The organism is Actinosynnema sp. NPDC004786, from assembly GCF_053601135.1.
On record NZ_JBSGBG010000008.1, the window covers coordinates 129,856 to 156,598 of the forward strand.

The 26,743-nt window shown below is 73.8% G+C and carries 21 protein-coding genes; 5 read left to right on the top strand and 16 right to left on the bottom strand.

Annotated features, from left to right (window positions below):
- Positions 1-21: 21 nt before the first annotated feature.
- The 8 genes from ACWEFJ_RS09495 to ACWEFJ_RS09530 form a co-directional block, all read right to left on the bottom strand.
- Positions 22-1,107 (bottom strand): Gfo/Idh/MocA family protein, encoded by a 1,086-nt coding sequence (locus tag ACWEFJ_RS09495; RefSeq protein WP_449713440.1) that lies wholly within the window; start codon positions 1,105-1,107, stop codon positions 22-24.
- Between the two features lie 278 nt (positions 1,108-1,385).
- Positions 1,386-2,147: a cupin domain-containing protein gene (locus tag ACWEFJ_RS09500; protein WP_449713441.1), complete on the bottom strand. Its 762-nt coding sequence runs from the start codon at positions 2,145-2,147 to the stop codon at positions 1,386-1,388.
- On the bottom strand, positions 2,144-3,061 hold the full coding sequence (locus ACWEFJ_RS09505) for a DUF6807 domain-containing protein (protein ID WP_449713442.1): 918 nt from the start codon (positions 3,059-3,061) through the stop codon (positions 2,144-2,146). Before ACWEFJ_RS09505 ends, ACWEFJ_RS09500 begins: the two co-directional genes overlap by 4 nt.
- A 281-nt stretch (positions 3,062-3,342) precedes the next feature.
- Complete coding sequence (locus ACWEFJ_RS09510; RefSeq protein ID WP_449713443.1) at positions 3,343-4,506, bottom strand: histidine phosphatase family protein; 1,164 nt, start codon at positions 4,504-4,506, stop codon at positions 3,343-3,345.
- A gap of 147 nt (positions 4,507-4,653) precedes the next feature.
- Positions 4,654-5,763, bottom strand: a complete 1,110-nt coding sequence (locus ACWEFJ_RS09515; RefSeq protein WP_378087400.1) for a BMP family lipoprotein — start codon at positions 5,761-5,763, stop codon at positions 4,654-4,656.
- Positions 5,764-5,974: 211 nt separating this feature from the next.
- Complete coding sequence (locus ACWEFJ_RS09520) at positions 5,975-9,316, bottom strand: beta-L-arabinofuranosidase domain-containing protein (protein WP_449713444.1); 3,342 nt, start codon at positions 9,314-9,316, stop codon at positions 5,975-5,977.
- Positions 9,317-9,743: 427 nt separating this feature from the next.
- Positions 9,744-12,341: a rifamycin-inactivating phosphotransferase gene (rph, locus tag ACWEFJ_RS09525; protein ID WP_449713445.1), complete on the bottom strand. Its 2,598-nt coding sequence runs from the start codon at positions 12,339-12,341 to the stop codon at positions 9,744-9,746.
- A 344-nt stretch (positions 12,342-12,685) separates the two neighbouring features.
- Positions 12,686-15,565 carry an AfsR/SARP family transcriptional regulator gene (locus ACWEFJ_RS09530; protein WP_449713446.1) on the bottom strand — a complete coding sequence of 960 codons (2,880 nt, stop codon included), beginning with the start codon at positions 15,563-15,565 and terminating at the stop codon, positions 12,686-12,688.
- Between the two features lie 208 nt (positions 15,566-15,773).
- Between ACWEFJ_RS09530 and ACWEFJ_RS09535 the strand changes: the two genes are divergently transcribed.
- The 3 genes from ACWEFJ_RS09535 to ACWEFJ_RS09545 all read left to right on the top strand — a co-directional run bounded on the left by ACWEFJ_RS09535 (position 15,774) and on the right by ACWEFJ_RS09545 (position 18,009).
- Positions 15,774-16,292: a DUF6630 family protein gene (locus tag ACWEFJ_RS09535; protein ID WP_449713447.1), complete on the top strand. Its 519-nt coding sequence runs from the start codon at positions 15,774-15,776 to the stop codon at positions 16,290-16,292.
- Between the two features lie 231 nt (positions 16,293-16,523).
- Positions 16,524-17,165 (top strand): hypothetical protein, encoded by a 642-nt coding sequence (locus ACWEFJ_RS09540; RefSeq protein WP_449713448.1) that lies wholly within the window; start codon positions 16,524-16,526, stop codon positions 17,163-17,165.
- A gap of 100 nt (positions 17,166-17,265) precedes the next feature.
- Positions 17,266-18,009 carry an SDR family oxidoreductase gene (locus ACWEFJ_RS09545; protein ID WP_378089578.1) on the top strand — a complete coding sequence of 248 codons (744 nt, stop codon included), beginning with the start codon at positions 17,266-17,268 and terminating at the stop codon, positions 18,007-18,009.
- On the opposite strand, the gene mmuM is transcribed toward ACWEFJ_RS09545, so the two are convergent.
- Together mmuM and ACWEFJ_RS09555 are read right to left on the bottom strand one after the other, a co-directional pair.
- The gene (gene mmuM, locus ACWEFJ_RS09550; RefSeq protein ID WP_449713449.1) at positions 17,993-18,904 is read right to left on the bottom strand and encodes a homocysteine S-methyltransferase; all 912 of its coding nucleotides are present in this window, start codon (positions 18,902-18,904) and stop codon (positions 17,993-17,995) included. The genes ACWEFJ_RS09545 and mmuM overlap by 17 nt on opposite strands.
- Positions 18,905-18,914: 10 nt before the next feature.
- The gene (locus ACWEFJ_RS09555; protein WP_378089582.1) at positions 18,915-19,520 is read right to left on the bottom strand and encodes a phosphoribosylanthranilate isomerase; all 606 of its coding nucleotides are present in this window, start codon (positions 19,518-19,520) and stop codon (positions 18,915-18,917) included.
- 158 nt (positions 19,521-19,678) lie between these two features.
- Here ACWEFJ_RS09555 and ACWEFJ_RS09560 point away from each other — a divergent pair, with 158 nt between their 5' ends.
- Entirely contained in the window at positions 19,679-19,981 is a 303-nt protein-coding gene (locus tag ACWEFJ_RS09560) for a SelT/SelW/SelH family protein (protein ID WP_449713450.1), read from the top strand.
- On the opposite strand, the gene ACWEFJ_RS09565 is transcribed toward ACWEFJ_RS09560, so the two are convergent.
- The 4 genes from ACWEFJ_RS09565 to ACWEFJ_RS09580 form a co-directional block, all read right to left on the bottom strand.
- Entirely contained in the window at positions 19,982-20,290 is a 309-nt protein-coding gene (locus ACWEFJ_RS09565) for a hypothetical protein (protein WP_449713451.1), read from the bottom strand.
- Between the two features lie 95 nt (positions 20,291-20,385).
- Positions 20,386-21,753, bottom strand: coding sequence for a cellulase family glycosylhydrolase (locus tag ACWEFJ_RS09570; RefSeq protein WP_449713452.1), 1,368 nt, complete (start codon positions 21,751-21,753; stop codon positions 20,386-20,388).
- A 168-nt stretch (positions 21,754-21,921) separates the two neighbouring features.
- The gene (locus tag ACWEFJ_RS09575) at positions 21,922-22,599 is read right to left on the bottom strand and encodes a permease prefix domain 1-containing protein (protein WP_449713453.1); all 678 of its coding nucleotides are present in this window, start codon (positions 22,597-22,599) and stop codon (positions 21,922-21,924) included.
- On the bottom strand, positions 22,596-22,931 hold the full coding sequence (locus tag ACWEFJ_RS09580) for a PadR family transcriptional regulator (RefSeq protein WP_449713454.1): 336 nt from the start codon (positions 22,929-22,931) through the stop codon (positions 22,596-22,598). Before ACWEFJ_RS09580 ends, ACWEFJ_RS09575 begins: the two co-directional genes overlap by 4 nt.
- A gap of 88 nt (positions 22,932-23,019) precedes the next feature.
- Between ACWEFJ_RS09580 and ACWEFJ_RS09585 the strand changes: the two genes are divergently transcribed.
- A complete protein-coding gene (locus ACWEFJ_RS09585) occupies positions 23,020-23,439 on the top strand; it encodes a hypothetical protein (RefSeq protein ID WP_378098342.1) in 420 nt (139 codons plus the stop codon).
- A 72-nt stretch (positions 23,440-23,511) separates the two neighbouring features.
- Here ACWEFJ_RS09585 and ACWEFJ_RS09590 read toward each other — a convergent pair whose 3' ends face one another.
- Both ACWEFJ_RS09590 and ACWEFJ_RS09595 read right to left on the bottom strand, forming a co-directional pair.
- Positions 23,512-24,900 (bottom strand): endo-1,4-beta-xylanase, encoded by a 1,389-nt coding sequence (locus ACWEFJ_RS09590; RefSeq protein WP_378097279.1) that lies wholly within the window; start codon positions 24,898-24,900, stop codon positions 23,512-23,514.
- A 626-nt stretch (positions 24,901-25,526) separates the two neighbouring features.
- On the bottom strand, positions 25,527-26,702 hold the full coding sequence (locus ACWEFJ_RS09595; RefSeq protein ID WP_449713455.1) for a 4-hydroxybenzoate 3-monooxygenase: 1,176 nt from the start codon (positions 26,700-26,702) through the stop codon (positions 25,527-25,529).
- Positions 26,703-26,743: the final 41 nt, after the last annotated feature.

Below are 26,743 nucleotides of genomic sequence, written 5' to 3' on the forward strand. Positions count from 1 at the left end.
GGATCGACCAACGGGCGCGCCTCAGGCCGACCAGGGCGCGCCGGTGCCCGCCATCCCGGTGTAGAACGGGTCGCCTTCGCCGATCTCGCCCTGCGCCACCGTGCGGCGGGTGAACGCCGAGGCGTAGAGCGCGGCGACGAACTCCACGGTCATCCGGGTGTCGGCGGTGGAGACCGGCGGCGTCGCGCCGGTGTCGAGGGCGTCCAGCACGGCGGCGAACTGCGCGGTGTGGCCGCTCGGCGTGTCCCGGGGGCCGGTCTCCCACGCCGCGGCGGCACCCGGCGCGGTCGGGGCCTCGGTCACCCGCCAGTGGGCGTCGGTGTAGCCGTAGAGGTGCTCCAGGTCCACCGTGACGCGCTCGAAGTCGAACCGGAGCCGGCTGGTCTGCCGGGGCGAGACGAGCGAGTTGACCACGGTGGCGACCGCCCCGGAGGCGAACCGCACGAGCGCGGCGGACACGTCCTCGGTGTCGGTCGGCCTCGCCTGGCGGGCGGCGATGGCGGTGACCTCGGTCCACGGGCCGAGGATCGACAGCAGCAGGTCGAACTGGTGGATGCCGTGGCCCATCGTCGGCCCGCCGCCCTCGGTGTCCCACCGGCCCCGCCACGGGACGGCGAAGTACTCGTCGTCGCGGAACCACAGCGTGTTCGCCGACGCCAGCAGCGGCCGGCCGAACGCGCCCTCCGCCACCAGCCGCCGCAACCGCACCGCGCCGGAGCCGAACCGGTGCTGGAACACGGTCGCCACCGGCACCCCGGCCTCGGCCTCCGCCGCGCGCAGCCGGTCGAGGTCGGCGAGCGACAGCACCGGCGGCTTCTCGACCACGGGCACCGCGCCCGCCGCCAGGCACTCCAGCGCCAGGGCCAGGTGGGTGCCCGGCGGCGTGCACAGGTGGACCACGTCGGGCCGCTGCGCGTCGAGCAGGTCGGCGAGACCGGGGTACGTCGGCACGTCCCACTTGGCGGCGAACGCGGCCGCCCGGCCGGGGTCGAGGTCGACGGCCCCGACGAGCCGCGATCGCCCGGCCTGGTCGGTGATCGCCTCGGCGTGGGCGCCCGCGATCGCGCCCGTGCCGACGATCGCGCAGGAGTAGGTGCGACTGGTCACGGAAGGGTGCTCCTCATCGGCTGCCGGGTGGGACGGTGGTGCGCTGCCGGGATGGGTGGTGCGCTGCCGGGGCGGCCCGGTCACGGCGGCGCGACCGGCCACGAGAGGGCTCCCGCGACGCCCGGTCGCAACCGGTGTCGCACGACGGCCGGTCGCCGCCGGGGTCGGGCGGCGACCGGTCACCGGAACGGTCTCGCGGCGGCCGGTCGCAACCCGTGTCGCCCGGCGATGGGTCACCGGAACGGTCCGGCGGCGGCCGGTCGTGACAGCCGAGCCGGTCATGGCAGGGGTCTCGTGACGACCGGCGGGCTCGTGAGCGGCACGGCCCCGGCGGCGGTGTGCGGGCGCAGGCGGCCGCACATGCCGAACACCGGGCCGGTCTCGTGGTCCGGCGACCGGAACACCGCCGCGCGGTCGAGGTGCCCGGCCAGGCCCGCGGCCAGGTCCGTCGTCACCGCGAGGCCGGCCTCCGCCTGCCGCAGCGGGCCGTCGCGGACGATCGCCGCCCACCTCCCGGCCCGAGCCCGCACCAGCGCGGCCGCGGCGGCGTGGAACTCGCGCAGCGGCCCCTCGTCGCCGTCGCGGAGCGCGTCCCGGATCGGCAGGTAGCCCCGCACCGCCAGGTCGCGCCGCCGGCGGGCGGCCGCGGCGCGCTCGGCCTCCGTCCCCCGGTCCGGCAGGGCCGCTGCGGCGCGGTAGCGGTCCGGGTCCGCGACGACCTCCGGCGGGAACGTCATCACCGCGTCACCGGCCTCCGGCAGCCCCGCGTTGTCCATCAGCACGACCACCCGCAGCCCGCCGCGGTTGACGGCCCGGTGGACGGTGCCCGGCGTGAACCAGACCACCGAGCCGGGTTCGAGCGGGATCTCGTGGCAGCCGCCGGGGTTCAGCGCGTGCAGCTCGCCGCGCCCGGCCACGACCACGTAGCACTCGGTCGAGGCCAGGTGCAGGTGCGGGCTGCCGCCGACCAGGCCGTCGGGTGCGGCGTCGTCGTAGACGTCCAGGAACGACAGCGACGTCCCGCCGGGGAAGCCGCTCACGCCGACGCCTCCCGGCGCAGCACGTCCCGGACGGCGTCGGCCAGCGCCTTCGCGTCGTCCACCCCGCCGTCCGCCACCCCGGCCCCGTAGCGGAACCGCACCGCGTCGCCGTCGGCGAGCACCAGCTCCTCGCTGAAGAACGGCGCGGGGTTCAGGCACGCGAACTCCTCGGACCGGACGAACCAGCGCGGCGGGTGGTGCGGGTTGTCGACGTGGTCCACCATCAGGACCAGCGACTCCGCGTCGTCGCCGTCGTGCCGGCCCGCGAAGGCCATCCACTCGCCCCGCGAGCCGCGCCACTCGCCGCCGCCCACGCCGTCGGGCGTGACCACGGTCCCGCCGGTGAAGGAGCGCGGGCCGCGCCAGAACAGCCCGCCGTAGCCGGCGTTCTCCCGGCCGTGCGTGGTCGGCGAGCCGAACGCGAGGTCGCCGCCCGAGGTGTTGGTCATCCCGGTGTCGAAGGTCAGCGCCCACGCCGCGTCGGACAGCAGGGTCGCGGTGATCGTCCGGCGCTCGGCGAGGACGACGCGCCCGGACTGGGTGATCCAGTCCAGCTCGTGGGTGAACGACGCGGTCCCGCCGTCCGCGCCGCTGTCGACCACGCGGCGGTGCCGCTGCGTGCCGTTGTTGTCCAGCTGCACGTAGGACCGCCCGCGGACGTAGGTCGGCCCGCCCCAGAAGTTGTCGTCGCCGACGTGCGGCAACGACCACGCGATGCCCTTGTGCCACACGTGGTCGTGCGGCCGGAACAGGCTCACCACCCGACCCGACCGGGTGCGCAGCGGGTGCAGGAACGGCTTGGGCGACTCCAGCGTCGGTGTGTCCGGGACGTAGACGTAGCGGAAGAGGTCGACCTCCCCGTCGCCGACGGTCAGCGAAGACCCGACCTCGTGCCGGACCGCGAGTGCGCTCAAAGGTCCCTCTCCTCGCCGTTGGGAAAGCGCTTTCCCAGCAGTATCGAGCCCCGCCGGCCGCTCGTCAAGGCGGACCACCCCGCCGGAGGGCGGCGTGCCCGGCGGTCGGGAACGGCGGACCTCGCGCCCTGCGGTCGGGAACGGCGGACACCGCACCCGGCGGTCGGGAACGGCGCGCACCGCACCCGGCGGTCGGGAACCGGTCAGACCGCGCCCGGCCGTCGGGAACCGCGGCAACCGGCCACACTGCGCCCGACCGCGGGGAACCGGCGCGCAACCGATCAGACCGCGCCCAGCCGCAAGCCCCGGACGACCGAGCCGGGCGCGATGTTCATCGCTTCGAGCCGGGTCTGCCCGGCGGACAGCGTGAACCGGCTGAAGCACCCGGTGTCCCACCGCAGCCGCCGCACGCCCTTCAGCTCCGCGCCCAGCGCCCGTTCGACCAGCCACGAGTGCGGCCCGCCGTGGCCCACGACGAGCACCCTCCGGCCGCCGTGCCGGGCGGGGAGCCCGTCGAACAAGGACAGCGCCCGCGCCCGCGCGGCCTCGTAGGACTCGTCCGGCGGGAGTTCCACCAGGTCGCCGTCACCGCCGACGATCCCGTCGGCAACCGCGCCCAGGTCGCGCCGGATCTCGTCGTGGGACCTGCCGACGAGCCGGTGGAACACGCGTTCGCGCAACGCCGGCGCGGTCTCGACCTCGACGTCGAGCCCGGCGCAGGCGAGCCGGGCCGTCTCCGAGGCCGAGGCGAAGTCCGAGGTCAGGACGACGTCCGGGCCGAACCGCCGGACCGCCGCCCGCGCGGCCAGCGCCTCGCCGCGGCCCACGGCGGAGAGCGGCGTCGTGAACGGGTCCGGGTAGGTCCCGTCCGGGTGCTCGGGCTCGCCGTGCCGGAGGAAGAGCAGGTCCACCTCGTGCCCGGCGGGGTGGTCGTCCGGCGGCGCGGTCCGGGCGGGCCCGATGAGGTCGAGCACGTCGTCGCAGACCTCCTCGGGAGCCTTCCCGCGGATCCCCAGCGACACGCCGACCGGCCGGAACGTCGAGTGCAGCAGGTGGATCCGGTCGGTGTCCATCCGCTGGAGCGGGTCGCGGAGCGCGTTGCGGTGCAGCAGGTCTTCGACGTCGGCGGTCAGCGAGATCGTGACGAGCCGGTGGCCCCGCCGCTCGAACCTCAACGCCTGGCTCGCGAGGAACCCGACGTCCTCGAACACGCCGTCGATGATCGGCAGGAACCCGCTGTCGCAGTAGGACAGGGCGAGGTCCAGGCAGGCGACCTCGGACGCGGCCAGCGTGAACGCGGTGAAGTCGCGCGGGTGGGCCAGGTACCGCACCGAGTCGTCGGACACCCGGACCGACGGGGGCAGCGCGTCCCTCAGCAAGGCCGCCGTCGTCGTCTTCCCCGTTCCCGGAAGGCCGCGGATCAGCACCGCGAGCTGCGGGCCCACATCATCACCTGTCCCCGGGTCCCGCCGAACGTCCGCCGAGCCTAGCGACACGGCGGGAACGGCGAGCGGGAATTACCGGCAGGGCGACGTCACCCCGACGGGACCGGGGACGGCGTGAACGTGGCGCCGGCCTCCGCCGCGACGGCGCTACGGCTGTTCCGCGACCTTGATCTCGCCCTTGACGATCTGCGCCTTGTACCCCTCCAGGATGCCCTGGAGCTTCGCGTCGACCTTCCCGCCCGACGTGGCGTAGCCGATGCCGTCCACCTCGAGGTCGAACACCGCCGGCAGCGAGGCCAGGTCGTCGCCGGCGGCGGCCTTGACGAAGTCGTACACGGCCACGTCGACGCGCTTGAGGCTGGACGCGACGATCACGTCCCTGGAGTCCGCGAGCGCCGGCTGGTGGTACTGGTCGGCGTCGCACCCGATCCCCAGCACGCCCGCCTGCTTCACCGCGGAGAAGACGCCGATGCCCGACGCGCCCGCGGCCGGGTAGAGGACGTCCGCGCCCTTGTCGATGAGGCCCTTCGCGGCCTCCATCCCCTTCGCCGGGTCCTGGAAGCCCGTGAAGTCGGTCGCCGGCGTGAGGTACTTGGTCTCGACCGCGATGGTGGGCGCGGCGGTCTTCGCGCCCTGGACGTACCCGGCCTCGAACTTGCGGATCAGCGGGATGTCGACGCCGCCGACGAAGCCGACGTGGCACTTCCGGCTGTGGTACGCGGCCACGACGCCGGCCAGGAACGCGCCCTCCTGCTCGGCGAACACCAGCGGCGTGACGTTGGCCGCGCCGGGCACGGCCGAGTCGACCAGGCCGAACCTCACGTCCGGGAACTCGGGCGCGACGACCTTCAGCGACTCGGTGTAGGCGAAGCCGACGGCGACGATCGGGTCGAAGCCCTCGCGCGCGAGTTGGCGCAGGCGGGACTGCTTGAGCGACTCGTCCTCGTTCGGCGCGGCGGACAGCTCGCGGGTGTTCTCCGGCCGGATGCCGAGGTCCTTGATCGCCTGGTCGAACCCGGCGGCGGCGAGGTCGTTGAACGACGCGTCACCGCGGCCGCCGATGTCGTAGGCCAGACCGAGCTTGAGCGCGCTGCCGTCGATCCGCTCGCCGTCGGCGGGCTTGCCGCTGCCCGGGGTCGCGGCGCCGGAGTCCGCGGGCGCGCTCGGCGGCGTCGCGAACTCGCAGCCGGCGCCGGCGGCGGTGGTCGACCCGGCGACGCCGCCCCCGGAGTCCTTCGCGCAGGCGCTCACCACCATGACACCGCTCAGCGCGATCGCGGCAACAGCGGTCCCGAACCTCCGACGGCGCAACGCCTCGTCCTCCCTGCTCGTAGCGCGGGCACTCCCCCGGATGTCGTAGCGGGGGGCCGGCGCGACGAACCGTACCTTTTCGCGGCGGCCGCGCGGACGGGCGTTCACCTGCTGGGAACCGAGGGGCCGGCGGCGACGCCGGCCCCTCGGCCCGCCCTCAGGCGTAGGTCGCGGTGAACTCGTCGGTCACCGTCGCGTTGTCGACCGTGCCGGTGGCCTTGACGGTCACGGTGCCGCCCGGGACCGACGCGGCCCGCGTGTTGAACGACTGGTACGCCGCCTTGCCGGGGGCCACGTCGGTGACCGTGCGCGAGCCGTACGCCGTGGCGATCTCGACGGTGAGGGGCACGTCCGCGGTGTTCACGGCGTTGACCGCGACGTAGGTGTTGGCGCCGATGCGCCGGGTGGACGCCTCGACGTCGAGCAGGCGCGTGGTCGACAGCTCCCGGTTGGCGGAGGCCGCCTTGGACACGACCGCCGCCCGTTCGGCCGCCGTGAACGTGCCCGCGGCGACGAAGGCGTCGGCGAGGGCCGTGACCGCGGCGACGAACGCGCCGTGGTCGGCGAACGGAGCCTGGTCCCAGAGCAGGTCCAGGAACGTCGGGCCGTCGTCGCCGGGCGAGGTGATGCCCTGGACCGGGACGTCGTAGTTCGGCAGGCCGTCGTCGCGCTTGCGGTTGGGCACGCCGGTGTCGATCGAGCCGAACACGATCGAGGGTTCGACCCGGCGGAAGTAGGAGGACGCCGGCTGGTTGTCGCTGATGTGGTAGGGCCGCAGCGTGAACCCGCCCGCGGTGAACGTCTGGTCCCCGGCCGTCGTGACCGACGCCGCCGTGATCGCGGCGCGGCCGTAGTCGCCGTCCCGCTTGAGGTGGCGGTACAGCGACAGCTCCCGGAACCCGCCGCCGCCCGGGTTGCCGGTGATCTGCAACAGCACCGGCCCCCAGAAGACCGCCTGGGTGTCGGGCCGGTCGGGGGCCCGCTCGATCCGGATGGCGAACGGCATCCGGATCTCGACCACGTCGCCGCGCGTCCAGTCGCGGCTGAGCGTCACGTACGTGCCGGGCCGGGCGTCGAGGCTCTGCGCCCGACCGTTGACCGTGACGAAGAAGCCGCGTCGCGCCCAGGCGGGCACCCGCAGCCTCAGGTCCAGCCGGCCCGCGCCGTCCACGGTGAGCTTGGTGCGGTCCTGGCGCGGGAAGGCGGTCTCCTGCGTGACGGTGAAGCCCTTCTCGGCCCACGTGAGCGTGGCGGGCACGTACAGGTTGACCCACAACGCGCTGCCGTCGGCGTCGCGGAAGAAGACGGTCTCCTGGTACTTGGTGTGGTTCTCCAGGCCCGTGCCGCCGCAGCACGTCCCGGTGTTGCCGTAGCTGCGGGTGGCGCCCGGGGCGACGGGTTGGAAGTAGGTCACCTGGGGGTCGGCGGTGCCGGTGGTGTCGGCCCGCGACCCGGTGATCATGTTGAACAGGCCGCGCTCGTAGTAGTCCATGTACGCCGGGTCGTGCTCGTGCAGGAACAGGTTGCGGGCCAGCTTGAGCAGGTTGTACGTGGTGCAGGTCTCCGCGCCGCTGGTGGCGATCGCGTTGGCGATGTTGCCGCGGTTCTGGAACAGCTCCAGGTTGTTGTTGGAACCGGGGTAGTTGCCGCCCACGCCGCCGTGGGCGAACGTGCGGTGCGGCACGACCATGCCGAAGAAGTTCTTCGCCGCCGTGAGGTACTCGTCCCCGCCGCCCCGCTCGTAGACGCTGACGTAGCCGATGAACTGCGGCAGGTGGGTGTTGGCGTGCAGCCGCTCGGGGCGGCGGCGGCCCGGCCGGTTCTGCGGGGTGACCACGAGGATGTCCCGGTTCTCCACGGTCGCGCCGAACAGCGACTCCCGGTTGTCGAAGCACTTGGCGGTCTCGAGGTGCTTCGGGTCGCCGGTGAGGTGGCCGATCTCCGGGAAGACCTCGTTCGCGCCGCCGAACTCGCCGCCGATGTAGAGGTCCCACATGTAGTTGAGGTCGTCGCGGGTCAGCGGCCCCGGGTAGTCCGGGTGGTTCTTGTCGCCGATGGTCAGCGCCAGGTGCGCCCAGTCCGCCATCTTCGTGACGACGTCGAGCGCCTGGGCGTTGTCGGTGTTGTAGTACGCGTCGAGCAGGCCGCGCATGATCTTGTGCTGGGTGTACCAGGGCGCCCAGGTGTTCGTCTGGGCGTTGCCGCCGTAGACCGCCCAGCGCGGCGGGCCGAGGCGCAGCACCGCGTCCTCCGGGATCGCGCCGAGGTAGCCGGGGAAGGTCGGGACCCAGTCGGCGTCCCCGCCGGCGGAGGCGACCACGACGCCCGCGTCCCGGTTGTTCGGCGAGCCGTCCTCCAGGGTCGTGCCGTCGGCCTCGTCGAACCGGTACCACGCGATGTTGCCGCCGCCGGTCGTGCCCGCCGGGGACTCCAGCAGGGAGCCCACCTCGGCCTCGGTCAGCGCCCGGTCGAAGACGTGGAACTCGTCGACGGTCGCGTCCAGGAACGGGTCGCCGTACTGGGACCGCCCGATCCAGCGGTTGCCGGGGTTGCCGAGGTGCGACGGGTTGAGGGTCATGTTCGCGTTCGTGCCCGCCGGCCGGCCGTCGACGTAGAGGGTGCCGGTCCGGCCCGCCAGCGTCACCGCGAGGTGCACCCACCGGTTCGTGGGCAGCGCCGACGTGCCGTCGATCCGCTGCTCCTGGCCCGAACCGCCCACGGTGATGGCGAAGCGCGGCACGTTGCCGGTCACGCCCGCGCGCGGGGTCAGGAACATGTTGACGGTGGTGTTCTGGCCGAAGTCGAACAACCTGCTCCAGCTGCCGGTGGAGGCGAGGTTGACCCAGGTGGCGATGGTGAAGTCGGTGAGCTGGTTGATCGCTTCCTGCGGCAGGGTGCAGTACTGCGCGCTGCTGGGCCCGTTGAGCCTCAACGCGTTGCCGAACCGGCCCGCCACCCGGCCGATCTTCGGTGCGGGCTGCTCGCCGCCGCCACCGGGGGCGGAGTCCATGCGGGCGGTGATCGCCGCCTGGCACGCGGCCAGCTCCGCGACCATCCAGTCCAGCTTCTCCTTGTAGACCGCCTCCCCCTGGTCGGCGTAGGCCTGCGCGAGGGCCGTCATGAAGTGCCCGGCCCAGTGGCCGCTGAGCAGGCCGCCGTCCTCCCAGCCGCCCGGCACGGCGACGCCGGCCGGGTTCGGCCTGCCGGCCTGGCGGTTGAACAGCACGAGGAACCGGCGCTCGTCGTAGTTGCGCAGGAACGCCTTGACGCGGTCGCGCTTCTCCTGCAGCAGCCCGGCCCCGAGCCGCACGTCGCGCAGCGGGAACGGGCGCACCGGCGCGGTGCCGCCCGGACCGGCCCCGTAGGGCAGCGCGAACGGCGCGGCGGCGGCCGCGGGGTGCGCGCCGAGCAGGCCGCCACCGGCGACGGTGGCGGTGCCCAGCGCGGAGACCTGGAGGAACAGACGTCGGTTGAACGGAACCTTGCCGGAGTCGGCCACTGCGGGGCGTCCCTTCCCGAACGGGGTCTGGTCGTCGTGCGACCGCCGGCGTGCCGCGGCCGGCCACCGGCATGCGGGTGGCCGGGCCGCGGGGCGCTCGGCGGGATGGAGCGGGCACCCCCTTCACGGAGGCGGACCGTCGAAATCCTTTTCGGGGATCCTGAAACAGGTCGCCGCCGATGTCAACGCTTGATTTCCACCGTTCGCCGGCCACCGGAGTGTGGCTTCAACGGTGGGTGGGCCGGTGTGTCGAAACGCTTTCGGCGAGGACCGCCCATCGGGTCATGGGATGACAGAGCGGGTCGGCGACCGCAGGCGGCACGCCCGTGAGACCCGGGAGCGGTCCCGCAACCGACCGGCTCATCCCGCCCCCGGAACGCCCGGCCGCTCGACCCGCCACCTCACGCCAACGGGGCAACCGTCCCCGTCACTCCGACGGCAGCACCTCGACGTACCCGTCGGTCCCGTTCACCCGGATGCGCTGCCCGTCCCGGATCGTGCGCGTGGCGCGTTCGACGCCGACGACGGCCGGCAGGCCGTACTCGCGCGCGACCACCGCGCCGTGCGTCATGAGGCCCCCGACCTCGGTCACCAGGCCCGCGACCGCGACGAACAGCGGCGACCAGCTCGGGTCCGTGTAGGCCGTGACCAGGATGTCGCCCGGCTCCACGTCGGCCGTCGCCATGTCCAGGATGACCCGGGCCCGCCCCTCGACGGTCCCGGCGGACACCGGGAGGCCCACCAGCGCGCCGGCCGGCAGGTCGTCGCGCCGGTACGCGCCGTTGACCGCCTCGCCGTCCGAGGTGAGCACCCGCGGCGGCGTGAGCGCGCGGTACGACCTGAACTCGTCCTTGCGCCGCCGGATCAGCTCGTCGTCCACCCGGTTCGAGCGCACGACCTCCTGCAATTCCTGGAACCGCAGGAAGAAGACGTCCTCCGCCTCGCGGAGCACCCCCGCCCGCACCAGGCGCCCGGCCTCGCCCAGCAGGGCCTGCTTGTAGACGAAGTACCGGCTGATCATCCCGTACTTCGGGTACTCCCGGTACCCGGTGAACGTCCGGACGAGGTCGATCCTCCGCTTGGTCTCCTCGGCCTTCCGCTCGCCGTCCGGCAGGGCCCGCAGGCGCTCCAGCAGGTCCCGTTCCGCCTGCCACGCCTCCCGCCGCCCCCGCTCGAAGCGCCGCGCGGCCTCGCCCGGCTCGACGTCGGCGACGTTGGTGAGGAGCACGGGCAGCAGCGCGGTGGGCTGCTCGGCCCACCGCGGCCTGGTGATGTCGATCTCGCCGACGCAGCGCATGCCGTACCTGTCCAGGTAGGCCACGATGGCGTCGCGCGCCTCCCGCCCGCCGTCGAGGTCGGCCAGCCGGTCGAGGAAGTCGTCCCCGGCGTCGCGCAGGAAGGCGACGACCTCCGGGAACGGGCGGATCACATCCGCGACGTCGAGCAGTGCCAGCCCCATCTCCGAGGTGACGTTGTGCGGCACGGACTGGGTGAGCACGTCGGCCGCGTTCCGCTCGCCCAGCCACTCCCGCAGGTGCTCGTTCAGCCACCACGACGCCTGCATCGCCGCCATGATCACCTCGATGCTGCGCGGCTCGAACAGCAGCCGCCTCAGCTCCTGGATGTCGGTCAGGATGAAGTCGAGCAGCTCCGACCCGGACTTGGCGCTGATCTCGCGCCGCGCCGCCGCGACGGACTCCTCCCCTCGCTTGATCATCTCGGTGACGAGGTTCGGGTCGGGTTCGACCTCGGCCGGCGCCGCGCCGGGGATCGGCGGGGCGGCGGTGTCGTCCGGGAGCGACGGGAGGAAGCCGTCGCGGTCGAGGACCGTCCGCAGCGCGTCCTGCATCAGCGGATCGGACTTCCCCGAGACCGCCAGGAGTCCGTCACGGGTCGCGGGCGCGGCCAGTTGCCGGGTGACGTCGACGAACAGGCGGCCGCCCGCCTCGGCCATGGGCCGCGGTGTCGTCAGCTGCCACACGGAGAGCCCCAGGGGCTTCATGGCGTCGGTCATCATCTGCTGGTGGCCGACGGAGAGGTAGACGTGGTTCTCCCGGTCGTCGGCCTCGGGGATGGGGAACAGGGTGGTGATGGGCCGGCTCTGCACGATGTGGAAGCCGTCGTCGTCCAGGCACCACTCGATGTCCTGGGGCCGGCCGAAGTGCGCTTCGATCCGCCGGCCCAGCCGCACCAGCTCCACGACCTGCCCGTCCGTCAGCGCGGGCCGGTCCCGCCGCGCCGGGTCGGTCGCCCGCTCCCGCGTCCCGCCGCCCGGCAAGGGCTCCACGGCGAGCCCCTTGGCGGCGATCGCCCTCGCCACGACGCGGTCGTCCCGCACCTGGTACGAGTCCGCGTTCACCAGGCCGGACACCAGGGCCTCGCCGAGGCCGACCGTCGCCTCCACCGAGGCGACCTTCCGGTTGGACGTCACCGGGTCGGCCGTGAACAGGACGCCGGCCGCGTGCGGGAAGACCATCCGCTGCACGACGACGGCCATGTGGACCTCGCGGTGGTCGAAGCCGTTGCGCAGCCGGTAGGTCACGGCCCGCTCGGTGAACAGCGAGGCCCAGCACCGGCTGACGTGCCGGAGGACGGCCTCCGCGCCGACGACGTTGAGGTAGCTGTCCTGCTGGCCCGCGAACGAGGCGCCCGGCAGGTCCTCGGCCGTCGCGCTCGACCGGACGGCGCAGGCCACCCCGTCGCCGAGCCCGGCGAGCGCGCCGGTGATGTCCGCCGCCACGTCGTCCGGGACGGCGATCCCCTCGATGATCCGCCGGATCTCCGCGCTGTGGGCGCGGACCGCCTCGCGGTCCTCCGGGTCCAGCCGTGCCGACCGGTCCAGCGCCTCGCCCAGCGACGGCGCGTCGCGCACGATCCGCCGGAACGCGTCCGTCGTCACGCAGAACCCGGCCGGCACCCGGATTCCCCCGATTCGGGAAAGCTCCCCCAGGTGCGCGCCCTTGCCACCGACCTCCGCGATCCGCGATTGGTCGATGTCCTGGAAACCGAGCACGTAGTTGCCCATCCGGTCACTGTCCCCCGTCCGCCCTGTCGGGCTTCCCGCGTTCGGCGCGCCCGGTCCCCCGGGCTCGGGCGCGCGTTCGCCCTGCGATGCCCGATTGGCACCATTTCCGCAGGTCTCGGCTTTGGCCGGGAGATTCTGCGGCATGACCGGGGCCTTGCCGCAAGACCCCCTGTCTGCTATATGTTGAGAGTGGCAGGGAGAGGGTGCTCTCCGTGCCCTTTTCTTTGCCCGCGGTGATTCACCCCTTGTCCCGGACGACGTCGCCGCCATCATCGCCGCCGGGCGGGAAGTCCGCCGGGCGGCGCGGGAGGGACCCCTTCCCGGTTCCGAGGGCTTTCGCGGGGTCAGGGGCCGTGCGGGTGTCGGTGGGCGGGGTCGTCGTCCAGGGCGTCGAGTTGCCGGCGCACGCGCTCCGCGTCGGCGTCGCGGCCCTGGTCCCGGTACAGCTCCAGCGCCTCCCGCCACGCGCGGCGGACCTCGTCGTGCCGGCCCAGCGCGGCCAGCGGGTGGCCCAGGCGGTCGAGGGTGCCGGCGATCTCGTAGGTGTCGCCGAGCCCGCGATAGCGGTCCAGGGCGTGTCGGTAGTGCTCGACGGCTTCCCGGTGGTGGCCGGTGTGGTGCTCGATCCAGCCCAGGCTGTCCAGCGTCGCCGCTTCACCGGTGGGGTTGTCGTGGTCGCGGTGCAAAGCGAGGGCGGCCCGGCAGTGCTCGCGGGCGGTGTCGTGGTCGCCGCAGCGGGCGGCGTACCAGCCCACCGAGTTGAGCGCGAGGGCTTCGCGCACCGGGTGGCCGGCGGCGCGGTGCAGGGCCAGCGCCCGCTCGGCGTGCTCCAGCGCGCGGCGGTCGTCGCCCTGCCGCTCCCACGCCATGGCGAGCGTGTGGTGGACGTTCGCCTGCTCGGCGGGATCGCGTGCCCGCCGAGCCAGGTCGAGGGCCTGCCGCAGGTGGTCGACGGCCTCCTCGTGGCGCCCGGACCGGGAGCAGGCGCGGCCGAGGCGGCGGTGGGCGAGGGCGCGGGTCGCCGGGTCGGGCAGGTCGGCGGTGGCCTCCACCGCGGTCCGCCACACGACCAGGTCGTCGCGGAGGTGTCCCCGCCGGTCGTGGAAGGTGCTCAGCACCCCGGCGAGCTGCCACACCACGTCGGTCCGCCCTGCGGCGGCGGCGGTGTGCTGGGCGGCCAGCACGTTGGGGCGCTCCACGTCCAGCCACGCCGTCGCCGCGCCTTCGTCGGCCGGTCGGTCGGGGTGGACGCCGGCGGCGGGCTTGCCGACCGGGACCGGCGTGCGGTGGGGGTCCAGGACGCAGGCGGCGTGGTGCGCGCTGTGCAGGTAGAAGTCGACCACCCGGCGCAGCGCCGCCTGCCGCACCGGTTCCGCCAGGTCTTGGGCCAGGGTCGTGGCGTAGGCGCGGACGAGGTCGTGCATCGCGTACCGGCCGCGGGCGTCCCGGTCCACCAGGGAGGCGTCCTGCAGGGCTTGCAGCTCCCGGCGGGCCGCGGCCGGCGGCAGGTCGGTCAGGCAGGCGGCGGCCGGCACGCCGGTGTCGCGGCCGGGCGCGATCCCCAGCAGCGCGAACACCTCCCGTTGCCGGGGCGTCAGGTGCCGCAGGGACCAGGACAGCACCGCGGGCAGGCTGGCGGTCGGGTCGTCGTCCGCCAGCGTGTCCAGGCCCGATTCGCGCAGCTCGGTGGCGACCTCGTCCAGCGGCACCTCGGGCCGGGTGCGGGCGTGGGCCGCGATCACGCCCAGGGCCAGCGGGAAGCCGCCGCAGGCCCGGACCAGCTCGGCCACCGCCCGGCGCTCGTCCGCCACCCGCGCCGCCCCCAGCGCCGCGGCCAGCGCGGCGTGGGCCTCGGCGTCGGTCAGCACGTCCAGCAACAGCGGCCGGACGCCGTGGCGGGCGACCAGCCCCGGCAGCCGGTGGCGGCTGGTCACCACCACGGTGCAGCTCCCGCCGCCGGGCAACAGCGGTGCGACCTGATCGCTGGTGGCCGCGTTGTCGAGCAGGACCAGCACCCGCCGGTCGGCCACCAGGCTGCGGAACAGCGCGGCCTGGGCGTGCGGGTCGGCCGGGAGGCGGTCGGGCTCGACGCCGAGCGCGTCGAGGAACCCCCGGACCGCCGCCGCGGGTTCCATCGGCCGCGAGTCCGGGCCGAACCCCCGCAGGTCCACGAAGAGCTGCCCGTCGGGGAACTCGTCCAGGCGCCGGTGGGCCCAGTGCAGCGCCAACCACGTCTTGCCGATCCCGCCCGCGCCCGCGATCGAGGTGACCGACACCGCGCCGGCGGGGACGCGGCGGGCGGCGTCCAGGCGGTCCAGCTCGGCGCGCCGGCCGACGAACGACGCCGGCGCGGCGGGCAACTGCCGCGGCGTCACCGGCACGGCGGGCAGCTGCCGCGGCGTCACCGGCACGGCAGGTGGCTGGGACGGCGTCACCGGCGCGGCGGTCGCCCGGGGGCGCGGGGCGTCGACCGGGGAGCCCGGGCGCAGCGCGGGATCGTCGGCCAGGATCCGCCGGTGCAGTTCCCGCAACGCCGCGCCGGGGTCGCTGCCCAGCTCGTCCACCAGCCGGTCCCGCAGCCTGCGGTAGTGCGCCAGGGCGTCGGCGGTGCGCCCGGCGCGGTGCAGCGCCAGCATGAACCGGCTCGCCACCCGTTCGTCCCACGGCCACTCGGCGACCCGGTCGGCCAGCTCGGCGACCAGGTCCTCGCCGTGCCCCAACCGCAGCAGCGCGTCGGTGAGGTCGGACTTGGCGTCCGCCCGCTCCCGGTGCAGCCGGGCGCGCTCCGCCGCGGCCCAGTCCCCGTCCACGCCGGTCAACGCGTCCCCGCGCCACAGCCCGAGCGCTTCCGCGAGCAGGTCCGCCACCCGCCCGTCGCCGTCGGCGCACGTCCGGGCCCGAGCGCGCAGGTCGCGGAACCGGTGGAGGTCGACGACGCCGTCCCCGGTCCTCAACGCGTACCCGCCCGCGCCCCGGACGACGCCCGCCGTCCCCGCCACCCCGACCGTCCCGCGCAGCCGGGACAGGTAGTTGACCAGCGTCGCGCGCGCCCTGGGCGGTGTGGCGTCGCCCCAGACGCGGGCCATCAACCGGTCCACCGACACCACCCGGTCGCCGTCCACCGCCAACGCCGCCAGCACGCACCGCTGCCTGGGCGAGCCGGCGTCGACCGGCCGGCCGTCCACGAGGACGGCCACCTCGCCCAGCAATCGCACCTCCAGCACCGCTTCCCCCCGCCCCCGAACGCCCCCCGGCGAGCCATGGGTACCGCTCCCGACCAGCCGTCGAGGGGTTTCCCGACGAATTCACACGATCGGTGGCCCGCCCGGGAGCGCGCCGCGGCCGGTCCGGGTGGCCGGTTCCGGACCACGGCGGTGGGCCGCACCCGATTGCTACGATCGCCGCTCCGCGCAACCGGTTCGGGAGGCCCACGTGACGTCGTCGGTTCGGGACGCGCTGGCCTCGTTGGCCGCGCTGCTGGCACCCGGCGAGCCGGACGTGGCCCGCCGCGTCGTCGCCGCGCACGACGATCCCGAGGGCTACGTGCGGGAGCACGCCGACCGGCTCGACGAGCGCGGCATCGACGAACCGATCCCCGAGCTGGCGTGGATCGCGCTGGTGGACGCGCTCACCGACCACGGCCTGCTGGCCGAGGTGGACTGGAAGGAAGCGGCGGACGAGATCGTCGCCCAACTGCGCGACCTGCGCTCCAGCCCGGCGGGGGCGTGGGCGTGGGCGTGGGCGGACCGGGTCGCCGGCGACCTGCCCGCCTACGACTTCCTCGGCCGGGCGGGCGCGGAGCTGCGCGCCGCCGGCACCACCCTGGCCGTGCTCGACATCGAGTCCGACTGCTACCCGCTCGTGCTGCTGCCCAACGCCGACGCCGAGGAGCTGCGCTCGCTCGCCGGCGCGACGGGCTTCACCGCCGCGGTCCTGGGCGACCCGGCCTGACGCCACGCGGCTCCCCGGCCCCCGGTTCCCGGGTGACCGCGGCGACGCTGCCCGGAGCCGGTCACGGCGCCACCGCAATCCCCGGTGGCCGTCGCGGATCGTCGCCGAGCCGGAGCGCTTGTGGTGCGAACGGACCACAGCACGTTGCCCCGACTGCGGTTAACGTGCGGCCGTGCGGTCGTGGCGATCGCACGCGCAGCCACGTCCGGGCGTCACCGAGGAGATTCGTTCATGCAGGTCAATCGCAGTCTGGTCACCGCTGTCGGCGCGCTCGCGCTGCTGCTGACGGCCTGCTCGGACGACACCGCGGGCACCGCCGCGCCCGGCACCACCGAACCGGCCGCCGAGACCACGTCCAGCGCCGCCGCGGAGACCACGACCACCGAGGCGTCCGCCAAGCCCTCGGCCGACGCGTCCGCCGGGGACGTCACCCCGCCCGGCACGCAGCTCCGCGTGGGCGAGCGCGCCGTGGTGCCGTTCAAGTACGGCACGGACAAGACCGGCACGATCGCGATCGTGGTCACCGCGATCGAGCAGGGCGCGAACGCCGACCTGGCCGCCTTCGGCGACAAGGCCAAGGGCATCACGCCGTACTACATCAGGGTCTCGGTGGAGAACGTCGGCGGCACCGACCTGTCCTACAGCTCGGTGAGCCTGCGCGCCGTCGGCCCGGACGGCAAGGGCACCGGCGTGATCATCAGCGGCGAGACCGCCCAGTGCGAGTCGGAGACGGCGAAGAAGGACTTCGCCACCGCCGGCGCCAAGTTCGAGACCTGCGTCCTGCAGGGCGCGCGCGAGGGCTCGACGGTCGCGGGCGCGACGTTCGACAAGGGCGACGGCTACGACAAGTCGCCGATCACCTGGAAGTCCTGACCGCCACCGGCCGACCGGCGGGTCGGGTCGGTCATCATCGTCCTCACCGGACGGCGGCGTCGCCGAGCAGGCACGCGCGCCCCACCCACGAGGAGGACGCATGACCCCGGTATCCGTCGTGACCGGCGCAGGCTCGGGCGTGGGGCGGGTGGTCGCCCGCGCGCTGCTCGACGCCGGGCACCGGGTGGCGCTCGCCGGGCGGCGCGCGGACGCGCTGACCGCGACGGCGGCGGGCGCACCCGCCGGGTCGGTCCTGGTCGTGCCCACCGACGTCACGGTGGAGTCGTCCGTCGACGCGCTGTTCGACGCGGTGCGCGAGCGGTGGGGCCGGGTGGACGTGCTGTTCAACAACGCCGGGACGAACGTCGCCGCGACCCCGTTGCCCGACTTCACCCTGGACCAGTGGGCGAAGGTCGTCGACACCAACCTGACCGGCTCGTTCCTGTGCGCCCGCGCCGCGTTCCGGGTGATGCGCGACCAGGACCCGCAGGGCGGCCGGATCATCAACAACGGCTCGGTGTCCGCCCACGCGCCCCGCCCGGACGCGGTCGCGTACACCGCGAGCAAGCACGCCATCACCGGCCTGACCAAGGCCATCTCGCTGGAGGGCCGCCGGCACCGCATCGCGTGCGGCCAGATCGACATCGGCAACGCCGCGACGCCCATGACCGAGCGCATGGCCCGGGGCGTGCCGCAGGCCGACGGCTCGATCGCCGCCGAGCCGACCATGGACGTCGCGCACGTCGCCGACGCCGTCCGCTACATGGTCGGGCTGCCCCTGGAGGCCAACGTGCAGTTCATGACCGTCATGGCCACCACCATGCCGTTCATCGGCCGGGGCTGAGCGCCGACGCCAACTCCCCGATCATCGGCGGACCGACCCGGCAGCAGCCGCCGACGAGCCGCGCGCCGCCCTCGACCCACCCGGCCACGCGGGCGGGCTCGAAGGCCGCCGCGCCGGTCCAGTCGCGGGCCGTCGCATCCCAGCTCTCGCCGCTGTTCGGGTACGCCACGACGGGCTTGCCGGCGACCCGCCGCGCGATCGCCACGGCTTCGCCCACGTCGGCCGGGTCGCAGCAGTTGACGCCGACCGCGACCACCTCGTCCACCCCGCGCACCGCCGCGAACGCCTCGGCCAACGGCTGACCGGCGCACGTCCGGGTGCCGCGGGCGCTGTAGGAGAGCCACAGCGGGACGCCCGACCCGGCGACCACCCGCAGCACCGCCTCGGCCTCCTCGACGTCGGGGACCGTCTCGACCGCGAGCACGTCGGCCCCGGCCTCGGCCAGCACCTCGATCCGGGGCCGGTGGAACGCCTCCAGCGCGGCCGGCGGGAGCCCGTACCGGCCGCGGTACTCCGAGCCGTCCGCGAGCATCGCGCCGTACGGGCCGACCGACGCCGCCACCCACCGCGGTCCGTCCACGTCGGACGCCGCCGCACGGGCCAGCGCCACGCTGTCGCGCAGCAGCCCGGCCGTCTCCCGCGGGTCCAGCCCGCGCCGGGCGAAGCCCTCGAACGTCGCCTGGTAGCTGGACGTGATCGCGACCTCCGCCCCGGCCCGGAAGTAGGCGAGGTGGGCGGCCCTGATCGCGTCCGGGTCGGTCAGCAGCAGGCGCGCGGACCAGAGGGAGTCGGACAGGTCGTGCCCGGCGTCCGCGAGCGCGGTCGACAGCCCGCCGTCGAGCACCACCACCCGACGGGCCAGCACGTCCGACAACCGCTCCCGCGTGCCACCCACGCCCCCGACCCTACCGACGTGCGGCCCGCGCGGCGGCGACGAACTCCCGCATGAGCCCGTGGTCCTTGACCCCGCGGCTCGCCTCGATGCCGCTCGACACGTCCACGCCCCAGGGCCGGGCCCGGGAGACGGCCTCGGCGACGTTGGCCACCCCGAGACCGCCCGCGAGCAGCCACCGGCCGTCCGGCCGGGCGCCGTCGAGCGCGGCCAGGTCCCACCGGTGCCCGGAGCCCGCCTGCGGCGAGTCGAGCAGCAGCATCTCCTCGCCGTAGGCGCCGACCCGCACGTCGGTGTCCGCGGTCAGGGACACCGCCCGGATCAGCGGCTTGCCCGCCGCGGCCACCTCCTCGAACGCCTCGCGCGGGTAGTCGCCGTGCAACTGCACCGCGCCGACCCCGGTCCGCTCGACGAGCCGCCGCACGTCCGCCGCCGCCACCCCGCTCACCACGCCGACGGTGAGCACGTGCGGCGGCACGTCGCGCACCAGCCGCCGGGCGGTGTCGGGGTCCACCTGCCGGACGCTCGCGCTGAGCACGAAGCCGACCGCGTCGGCCCCGGCCTCCACCGCCGCGGCCACGTCGGCCGCCGTGCGCAGCCCGCACAACTTGACGTACATGCCGCAGACAGTAGCGACGAGCGGGCCGCCCGCCACTGCCCGGCACGCGGTCGTCCCGGTCGGCGGGCCGCTCCCCCGGGCACGCCGACCACGGAGGCCGCGGGCCGTCGGCGGCCTCACCGGTCCGCGAGGGTCCAAGGCGGGCGATACTGGGTGCCGTGACCGCGAGAGCGCCCCGCCTGGAGATCGAGTACTGCACGCAGTGCCGCTGGTTGCTGCGGGCCGGCTGGACCGCGCAGGAGTTGTTGACGACCTTCACCACCGAGCTGGGCGAAGTCGCGCTCGTGCCGGGCACCGGCGGCGTGTTCGACATCCGGCTCGACGGCGAGACCCTGTGGTCGCGCAAGGAACGGGAGGGCTTCCCCGACCTCGCCGTGCTCAAGCAGCTGGTGCGCGACCGCATCGCCCCCGACCGCGACCTCGGCCACACCGACCGCCACCGCAGGACGCCCCCGCAGTAGTCAAGGGAGGACCGTGCTCACGCGCGGGGCGGTGCCGGCGTGGTCAGCGACACCGGCGTCGTCCGGGGTGTCGATCCCCCGCCGCCGGTGATCCAGGACGGCGATGACCGCCGGCAGCACGGTGGCGATGCCGAGCAGGGTCGCCCACACCGGCGTGAGCATCACCACGGCGTACTGGTCCAGCCAGACCGCGGCGCGGGTGGACAGCAGGTTCGGGCCGCCGGCGCTCACGGTGAACGAGGCGACCGCACCCAGCGCCGGCACGCCGGAGGTCCACGCGAGCCGGCGGAGGGCGGCAACGTCTCCCATGGCCGCAACCTGGCGCCAACCGGGCCGGCGCGACCGTGAAAAGCGGGAACGGGGTTCCGCACGGCCGTGCGGAACCCCGTCCGATCCGGTGGGTGTCAGCTGGTCGGGAAGTTGTCCGCCGTGCTGATCCGGGCCTTCAGCAGCGCGCCCGACTCGGTGAGCACACCGCTGCTGGAGTAGTCGCTGCCGTTGCACGTGCCCGGCCGCAGCGCGGCGCTGCTCTCGTTCGCGTCCGAGTACGTCCAGTTCGCGTAGCTGATCTTGAGCTGGTCGAGCAGGTCCAGCCAGGCGACGGTGCTCGTGCGGTCGAACGTGCCGCCACCGGTGGCCAGCACCGTCCCGAACTCGGTCACGAACAGCGGCAGCCGCGACGCGGCACGGCTGACCGCGGCGCGGTAGTTGTCCTTGTGCGACGCCGCGTAGAAGTGGAACGCGTACATGATGTTGGTCGCGTTGACCGGGTTGTTGATGACCTCGGACTCGTTCGAGCCCTCGGACACGCCCAGCGACGACCAGGCGCGGGTGCCCACGATGACCACGGCGTCCGGGTCGGCCGCGCGGATCACCGGGATGACCTGCTCGGCGTAGCTCTTGATGGACGCCCAGCTCACGCCGTTGGGCTCGTTCGCGATCTCGTAGATCACGTTCTTCTTGGCCGCGTTGCGCTGCGCCACGGAGGCGAAGAAGGTCTTGGCCCGGTCGAGGTTGTAGTTCGGGTCGCCCGGCGTGAGGATGTGGAAGTCGATCAACGCGTACATCCCGCGCGCCTCGGCCATGTCGACCAGGCTGTTGACCCGGCTGGTGAACCCGGACGGGTTGGTCTCGTAGCCCTGCTCCTGCACGTACATCGCGATGCGGAACAGGTCGGACTTCCAGTCGTTCGCCAGCGCGTTCAACGAGTTGTTGTTGTAGCACTTGTCGAACCACTGGATGCCGTGCGTGCTCATGCCGCGCAGCTGGATCGGGCGGTTGTACTGGTTGCACAGGTTGACGCCGCAGACCCGCAGCTGCCCGTTGATCTCGACCGGCGTGCGGCCGACCGGCGGGGTGCCGGTGGTCGTCGTCGTGGTCGTCGTGCTGGTGGACGTGGTGGAACCCGTGCAGGCCACGCCGTTCAGCGAGAACGACGTCGGCGTGGGGTTGCTGCCCGAGAACGAGCCGACGAACCCGAGGTCGGTCGACGCGCCGGTGCCGAGCGTCCGGTTCCAGTCGACGTTGGTCGCGGTCGCCGTGGAGCCCGACTGGGTCCACGTGGCGTTCCAGCCCTGGGTGACCCGCTGCGAGGTGTTCGGGAACACCACGGCGAGCGTCCAGCCGTTGACGACGTCACCGAGGTTGGTGACCTTCACGGTGGCCTGGAAACCACCCGACCACTGGCTGGTGACCGTGTAATCGACCTTGCAGCCCTGCGCCGCGGCCACGGCCTGCGGGATCACCGTGATCGCCGCGGAACCGAAGGCCACCGCACATGCCGCTAGTACGGCGGTGGAGCGCTTCACTGAGCCCCTCCTCATTCATCGTGGGATGTCTGGGAGCGCTCCCAGACCCGCCGGGGAACGTACACCGCGACCGGTGCGCGCGTACAGACCGCGTCTCGCGGAGTGACACGCGGCCGTGACGGAGAGTGGTCGTCAGCCCTCGACCGGCAGCCCGGAGGCGCGTCCCGCCCGCGCGCACTCGCGACATGCGCGGGCCGACGCCGCGACCACCCCGTGCGCCGCGATGGCCAGCACGGCGGCGAGCGCGGTCAGGGGCCACTCGGCGGACAACGCCGAGGTCACGCCCAGTGCGATGGCCGCGAGCGCCATGCCCACCGCGGCGGCCGAAGCCGTCCAGGCCACGACCGCCGGCAACCGGTGCGGCGTGGGCACGAGCCGGGTGAGCCGGCCGGTGGCGGTCAGCGCCGCCACCGCGAGCAGGCCGGCGGCGGTCGCCACGGCGCCCAGGTGCGCGGCGAGCGCGCCCAGCCGCCAGTCGGGGTCGCGCGCCGCGGCGTGCACCAGGACGTGGCAGACGACCAGGACCGGCACGGCGACCGCCGCGACGCGGGCCGTGCGGCGGGTCTGCGCGATGGTCAGCTCCCGCTGGAACGACGGCGCGACCTCGTCGGCGGAGCCGAAGTCCAGCACCGCGCGCCGCGCGGCCTGCCCGCGGGGCACGCCGAACCGGGTCTGCGCCTCCACCGCGTCGTGGAGGCCGTCGCGCACCTCGCGCATCATGGCGGCCTTCGCGCGCGCCGGGCCGTGCAGGGACGCGGCGAGCGCCGCCACGCAGTCCTCGACCGGGTCGCGGTCCGGTGCGGCGTTCACGGGGCGGACCCCGGCGCCAGGTCGAGCACCGCGCCGATCGCGGCGGTGAACTCGCGCCAGGTCGACCGGGCGGCGGTGAGGCCGCGCCGGCCGGCGTCCGTCAGCTCGTAGCAGCGCCGCGACCGGTCCGCCACGGACCGCCGACGGCTGCGCAGCAGCCCCAGGCGCTCCAGCCGGTGCAACGCCGGGTAGACCGTGCCCGTGCGCAGCGCGAGCGCTCCCCCGCTGCGCCGCCGCACCGCCGTGATGACCGCGTAGCCGTGCAGCGGCCCCGGTTCGAGCACCGCCAACAGCATCGCGTCCAGGTGCCCGCGCACCGCGTCCGCCTCCACGAGTCGGCAGCCTACACAGGAGTTAAGTAGCTGTGGTACCTATTGGCAGCCGACATATGTTGGCTGCCTACTTAACCAAGGAGCCCCGGTGACCAAGCTGCTGCTGTCGGTCCACGTCCTCTTCGCGATCCTCGCCGTCGGCCCGATCGCGGTGGCCGCGTCGCTGTTCCCCCGCTTCGCGCGCGAGTCGCCGACCGGGGTCGCGGTCTTCCTGCACCGCACGTGCCGCACGTACGCGGTCGTCGGGGTCTTCGTGCCGGTCTTCGGCGTCGCCACGGGCGCGAGCCTGGGCGTCCTCGGCGACGCGTGGCTGCTCGCGTCCGTGGTGCTGACCGCGGTGGCGGCGGGACTGCTGGCGTGGCGGATCCTGCCGGCGCAGGGGCGGGTGCTCGCCGGGCGCGCCGACGCCGTGAAGCGGCTGGCCATGACCACCGGCGTGTTCAACCTGCTGTGGGCGGCCGTCGTCGTGCTGATGATCGTGCGCCCCGGCTCGACCACGGGCGCGTGAGGTGGTCGCCGCGCACGGGGGAACCCCGGTGCGGGACGGCGAGCGTCCCGCACCGGGGTTCCCGTGTGGTGATCAGCTGGCGGAGCAGGTCGGCGTGATGCCGGAGCCGGAACCCGTGCCCTGGAAGCCGAACTCGGTCGACGTCCCGGCGGCGAGGCGGCCGTTGTAGCTGACGTTGCGGAACTGGACGGCACCGGTGTTGCCGCTGCGGTCGGCGTTCCACGCGTTGGTGACCGTCGCGCCGGACGGCAGGTTGGCCGTGACCGTCCAGCCGTTGATCGCCGACGACCCGGCGGTGACCCTCACCGTGGCCACGAAACCGCCGTTCCAGGAGTTCAGCGACACCGTCGCGGTGCAGCCACCCGGGCCGGGGATCGTGGTCGTGGTGGTGGGGCCGGTCGGGGACGTCGTCGAGGTCGTGGTCGACGTGGGCACGGTCGAGCCGCCGCCGTTGAGGGCGTTCAGGGTGGAGGTGTAGGCGGCCTTCTTGTTGCCCGAGCTGTCGAACAGCAGCGGGGTGCCCGAGGCGCGCCACGAGTCGCTGTCGCGGATGCCCCACACGGTGATGCCGGTGCAGCGGGTCACGGCCAGGCACGCCTTGACGACGCGCTCGTAGTTGGCCGCCTGGGCGCTGCCGGAGCCCTCGATGTCCAGCTCGGTGATCTGCACGTCCACGCCGAGGTTGGCGAAGTTCTGCAGCGTCGTCTGGTAGTTGCTCGGCACCGGGCTCTGCGGGTTGAAGTGCGACTGGAGGCCGACGCAGTCGATCGGCACGCCGCGCTGCTTGAAGTCCTGGACCATGCGGTAGACGGCCTGGGTCTTGGCGTGGGTCCAGTCGTCGGTGTTGTAGTCGTTGTAGCAGAGCTTCGCGTTCGGGTCCGCCGCCCGCGCGGCGCGGAACGCGGCCTCGATCCAGTCGTCACCCGTCCGCTGGAGGTTCGAGTCACGACGCGCCCCGGTGGAACCGTCGGCGAACGCCTCGTTCACCACGTCCCACGCGTAGATCTTGCCCGCGTAGTAGGAGGCGACCTTGGTGACGTGGTTCAGCATCGCCGACCGCAGCGCGCTGCCCGACATGTTCTGCATCCAGCCCGGCTGCTGCGAGTGCCACGCCAGCGTGTGCCCGCGCACGCGCATGCCCTGGCTGCGGGCGTGGTTGACGATCCGGTCCGCGTTGGTGTAGTTGAACTGGTTCTGCTGCGGCTCGGTCGCGTCGATCTTCATCTCGTTCTCGGCCGTGACCATGTTGAACTCACGGTTGAGGATGCCGACGTACGTGGAGTCGCTGAGCTTGTTCGCCGCGACGGCCGTGCCGAAGTAGCGACCCGACTCGGCCGCCGAGGCGCCGAGCGTCGTCCCGGCGCTGGCCGAGGTCGCCAGGAGCACCGCGGCACCCGTGGTGGCGGTCACCAACGTCGACACGAGAGCCGCTCGCAACACTGACCTCGATGTCAGCTTCATGTATCGCACCTTCTGGGAGCACCTGCGGGGGTTCGGCAGGTGGTTGGGTTGGTTGGGCGACCCGAACCGCCGGGGCGGGGTGGTCCGGATCCGCACACTTGGCGCGGGGGTCCCGGTGCCACGGGACTCCCCCTCGCCAACGACAGTCGTCGGCCGGTGCCGCGGACGGGCCGGAGCCGGTCACCTGGCCGTCGAAGCGGTCACTCCACTCCTTCGAGTCGTTCCTCCAGAGCGTGCGCAGCGCAGGCGGGACCGCCGGCGACGGAACCCGGCCTGAAACTTTTAGAAGTATTAGCCGAAACAGATAGGTCTGGCAAGCACCGAAACAGCGCGGGCTTGCGGGCTCATGCGTCCACACCTCCCGGACAAGTCCGGTTCGCCGGTGGTGGGACGTGACCTGAATCGACAGTCCACAAGTCGGCCGCCGGCGTCAGATCCCCTGGTGGGGATAGGTTTGCCGGGTGTCTGAACCGATACCGGCCGCCGACCAGGATGCGGGACCACACCGCGCGACAAGCTTCGAAAAAGTTCGAAAGAATATTCGCAACTTTCTGTTGCAGTCTGGTCCGATTACCGGCACCGGATTACGCCGATCGCACCTGTCCCGCCACCGCCTCGGCCTGGTCTCAGAATTCGATCGGCCACCCCGTGTACGCCTCGGCGAGGTGGGTGGCGGCGGCCGTGCTGGAGGTGACCAGCTCCAGCTCGCCGAGCTGCCGCTTGACGTCGAACGGGCCGCCCGCCGGGTCGGTGTGCAGCATCGACGTCATCCACCAGGAGAAGTGCTGCGCCCGCCACACCCGGCGGGACGCGGTCGGGCCGTAGGCGTCCAGCGGCTCGGTGGACCCGGTGGCGAAGTGCCGCTCCAGCGCGCGGGCCAGCACGGCCACGTCGGCCACCGCGAGGTTGAGCCCCTTCGCGCCGGTGGGCGGCACGACGTGCGCGGCGTCCCCGGCCAGGAACAGCCGGCCGTGCCGCATCGGCTCGCACACGTAGCTGCGCATGGGGATGACGCCGCGGTCGAAGATGCGGCCCTCGGCGAGGCTGAACCCGTCCCCCGCCACCCGGGCGTTCAGCTCGGCCCAGATCCGGTCGTCGCTCCAGTCCTCGGCGCGTTCGCCGGGGTCGCACTGGAAGTACATCCGCTGCACCTGCGGGGTGCGGGTGCTGATCAGGGCGAAGCCCCGCTCGGAGTGGGCGTAGACCAGCTCCTTCGAGGACGGTGGCGCCTCGGCCAGGATGCCGAACCACCCGAACGGGTAAGCCCGGAAGTAGTCCGTGCGCGCACCGTCCGGGATGGAGCGCCTGCTGACGCCCGAGGACCCGTCGCACCCGGCGATCACGTCGCACCGCAGCTCCACCGGCGTGCCGTCGGCGTCGGTGAAGGCGATGACCGGTTCGTCGGTGGTGACACCGCGCAGTTCCACGTCACGCGCGCCGAAGCGGAGGTCCGCGCCGGCGGCGAGGCGTGCCGCGATCAGGTCCTTGAGCACCTCGTGCTGCGGGTAGAGCCAGACGGCGCGGCCGGTCAGCTCGGTGAAGTCGATCCGGTGGCCCCGGCCGCCGAACCTCAGCTCGACGCCCTCGTGCCGCGCGCCCTCGGCCCGCGCCCGCGCGCCGACGCCCATCGCGGTCAACAGCTCCACCGTGCCCTGTTCCAGGACGCCGGCGCGGATGGTCTGCTCGATGGCCTCGCGGTCGCGCGTCTCGACGACCACCGAGTCGATGCCGCGTTCGGCCAGCAGGTGGGACAGCACCAGTCCGGCCGGACCGGCGCCGACGATCCCGACTCTCGTTCTCATGGGTCAACCCAAGGACGACCGGCGTGGCTTCGCCAGGATCG

Excerpts from the sequence above, each read along its gene's own strand:
- ACWEFJ_RS09515 (WP_378087400.1), bottom strand. The coding sequence starts at position 5,763 with ATGGTGGTGAGCGCCTGCGCGAAGGACTCCGGGGGCGGCGTCGCCGGG.
- rph (WP_449713445.1), bottom strand. The coding sequence starts at position 12,341 with ATGGGCAACTACGTGCTCGGTTTCCAGGACATCGACCAATCGCGGATC.
- ACWEFJ_RS09540 (WP_449713448.1), top strand. The coding sequence starts at position 16,524 with ATGCAGGTCAATCGCAGTCTGGTCACCGCTGTCGGCGCGCTCGCGCTG.
- ACWEFJ_RS09545 (WP_378089578.1), top strand. The coding sequence starts at position 17,266 with ATGACCCCGGTATCCGTCGTGACCGGCGCAGGCTCGGGCGTGGGGCGG.
- ACWEFJ_RS09555 (WP_378089582.1), bottom strand. The coding sequence starts at position 19,520 with ATGTACGTCAAGTTGTGCGGGCTGCGCACGGCGGCCGACGTGGCCGCG.
- ACWEFJ_RS09565 (WP_449713451.1), bottom strand. The coding sequence starts at position 20,290 with ATGGGAGACGTTGCCGCCCTCCGCCGGCTCGCGTGGACCTCCGGCGTG.
- ACWEFJ_RS09590 (WP_378097279.1), bottom strand. The coding sequence starts at position 24,900 with ATGAAGCTGACATCGAGGTCAGTGTTGCGAGCGGCTCTCGTGTCGACG.
- ACWEFJ_RS09595 (WP_449713455.1), bottom strand. The coding sequence starts at position 26,702 with ATGAGAACGAGAGTCGGGATCGTCGGCGCCGGTCCGGCCGGACTGGTG.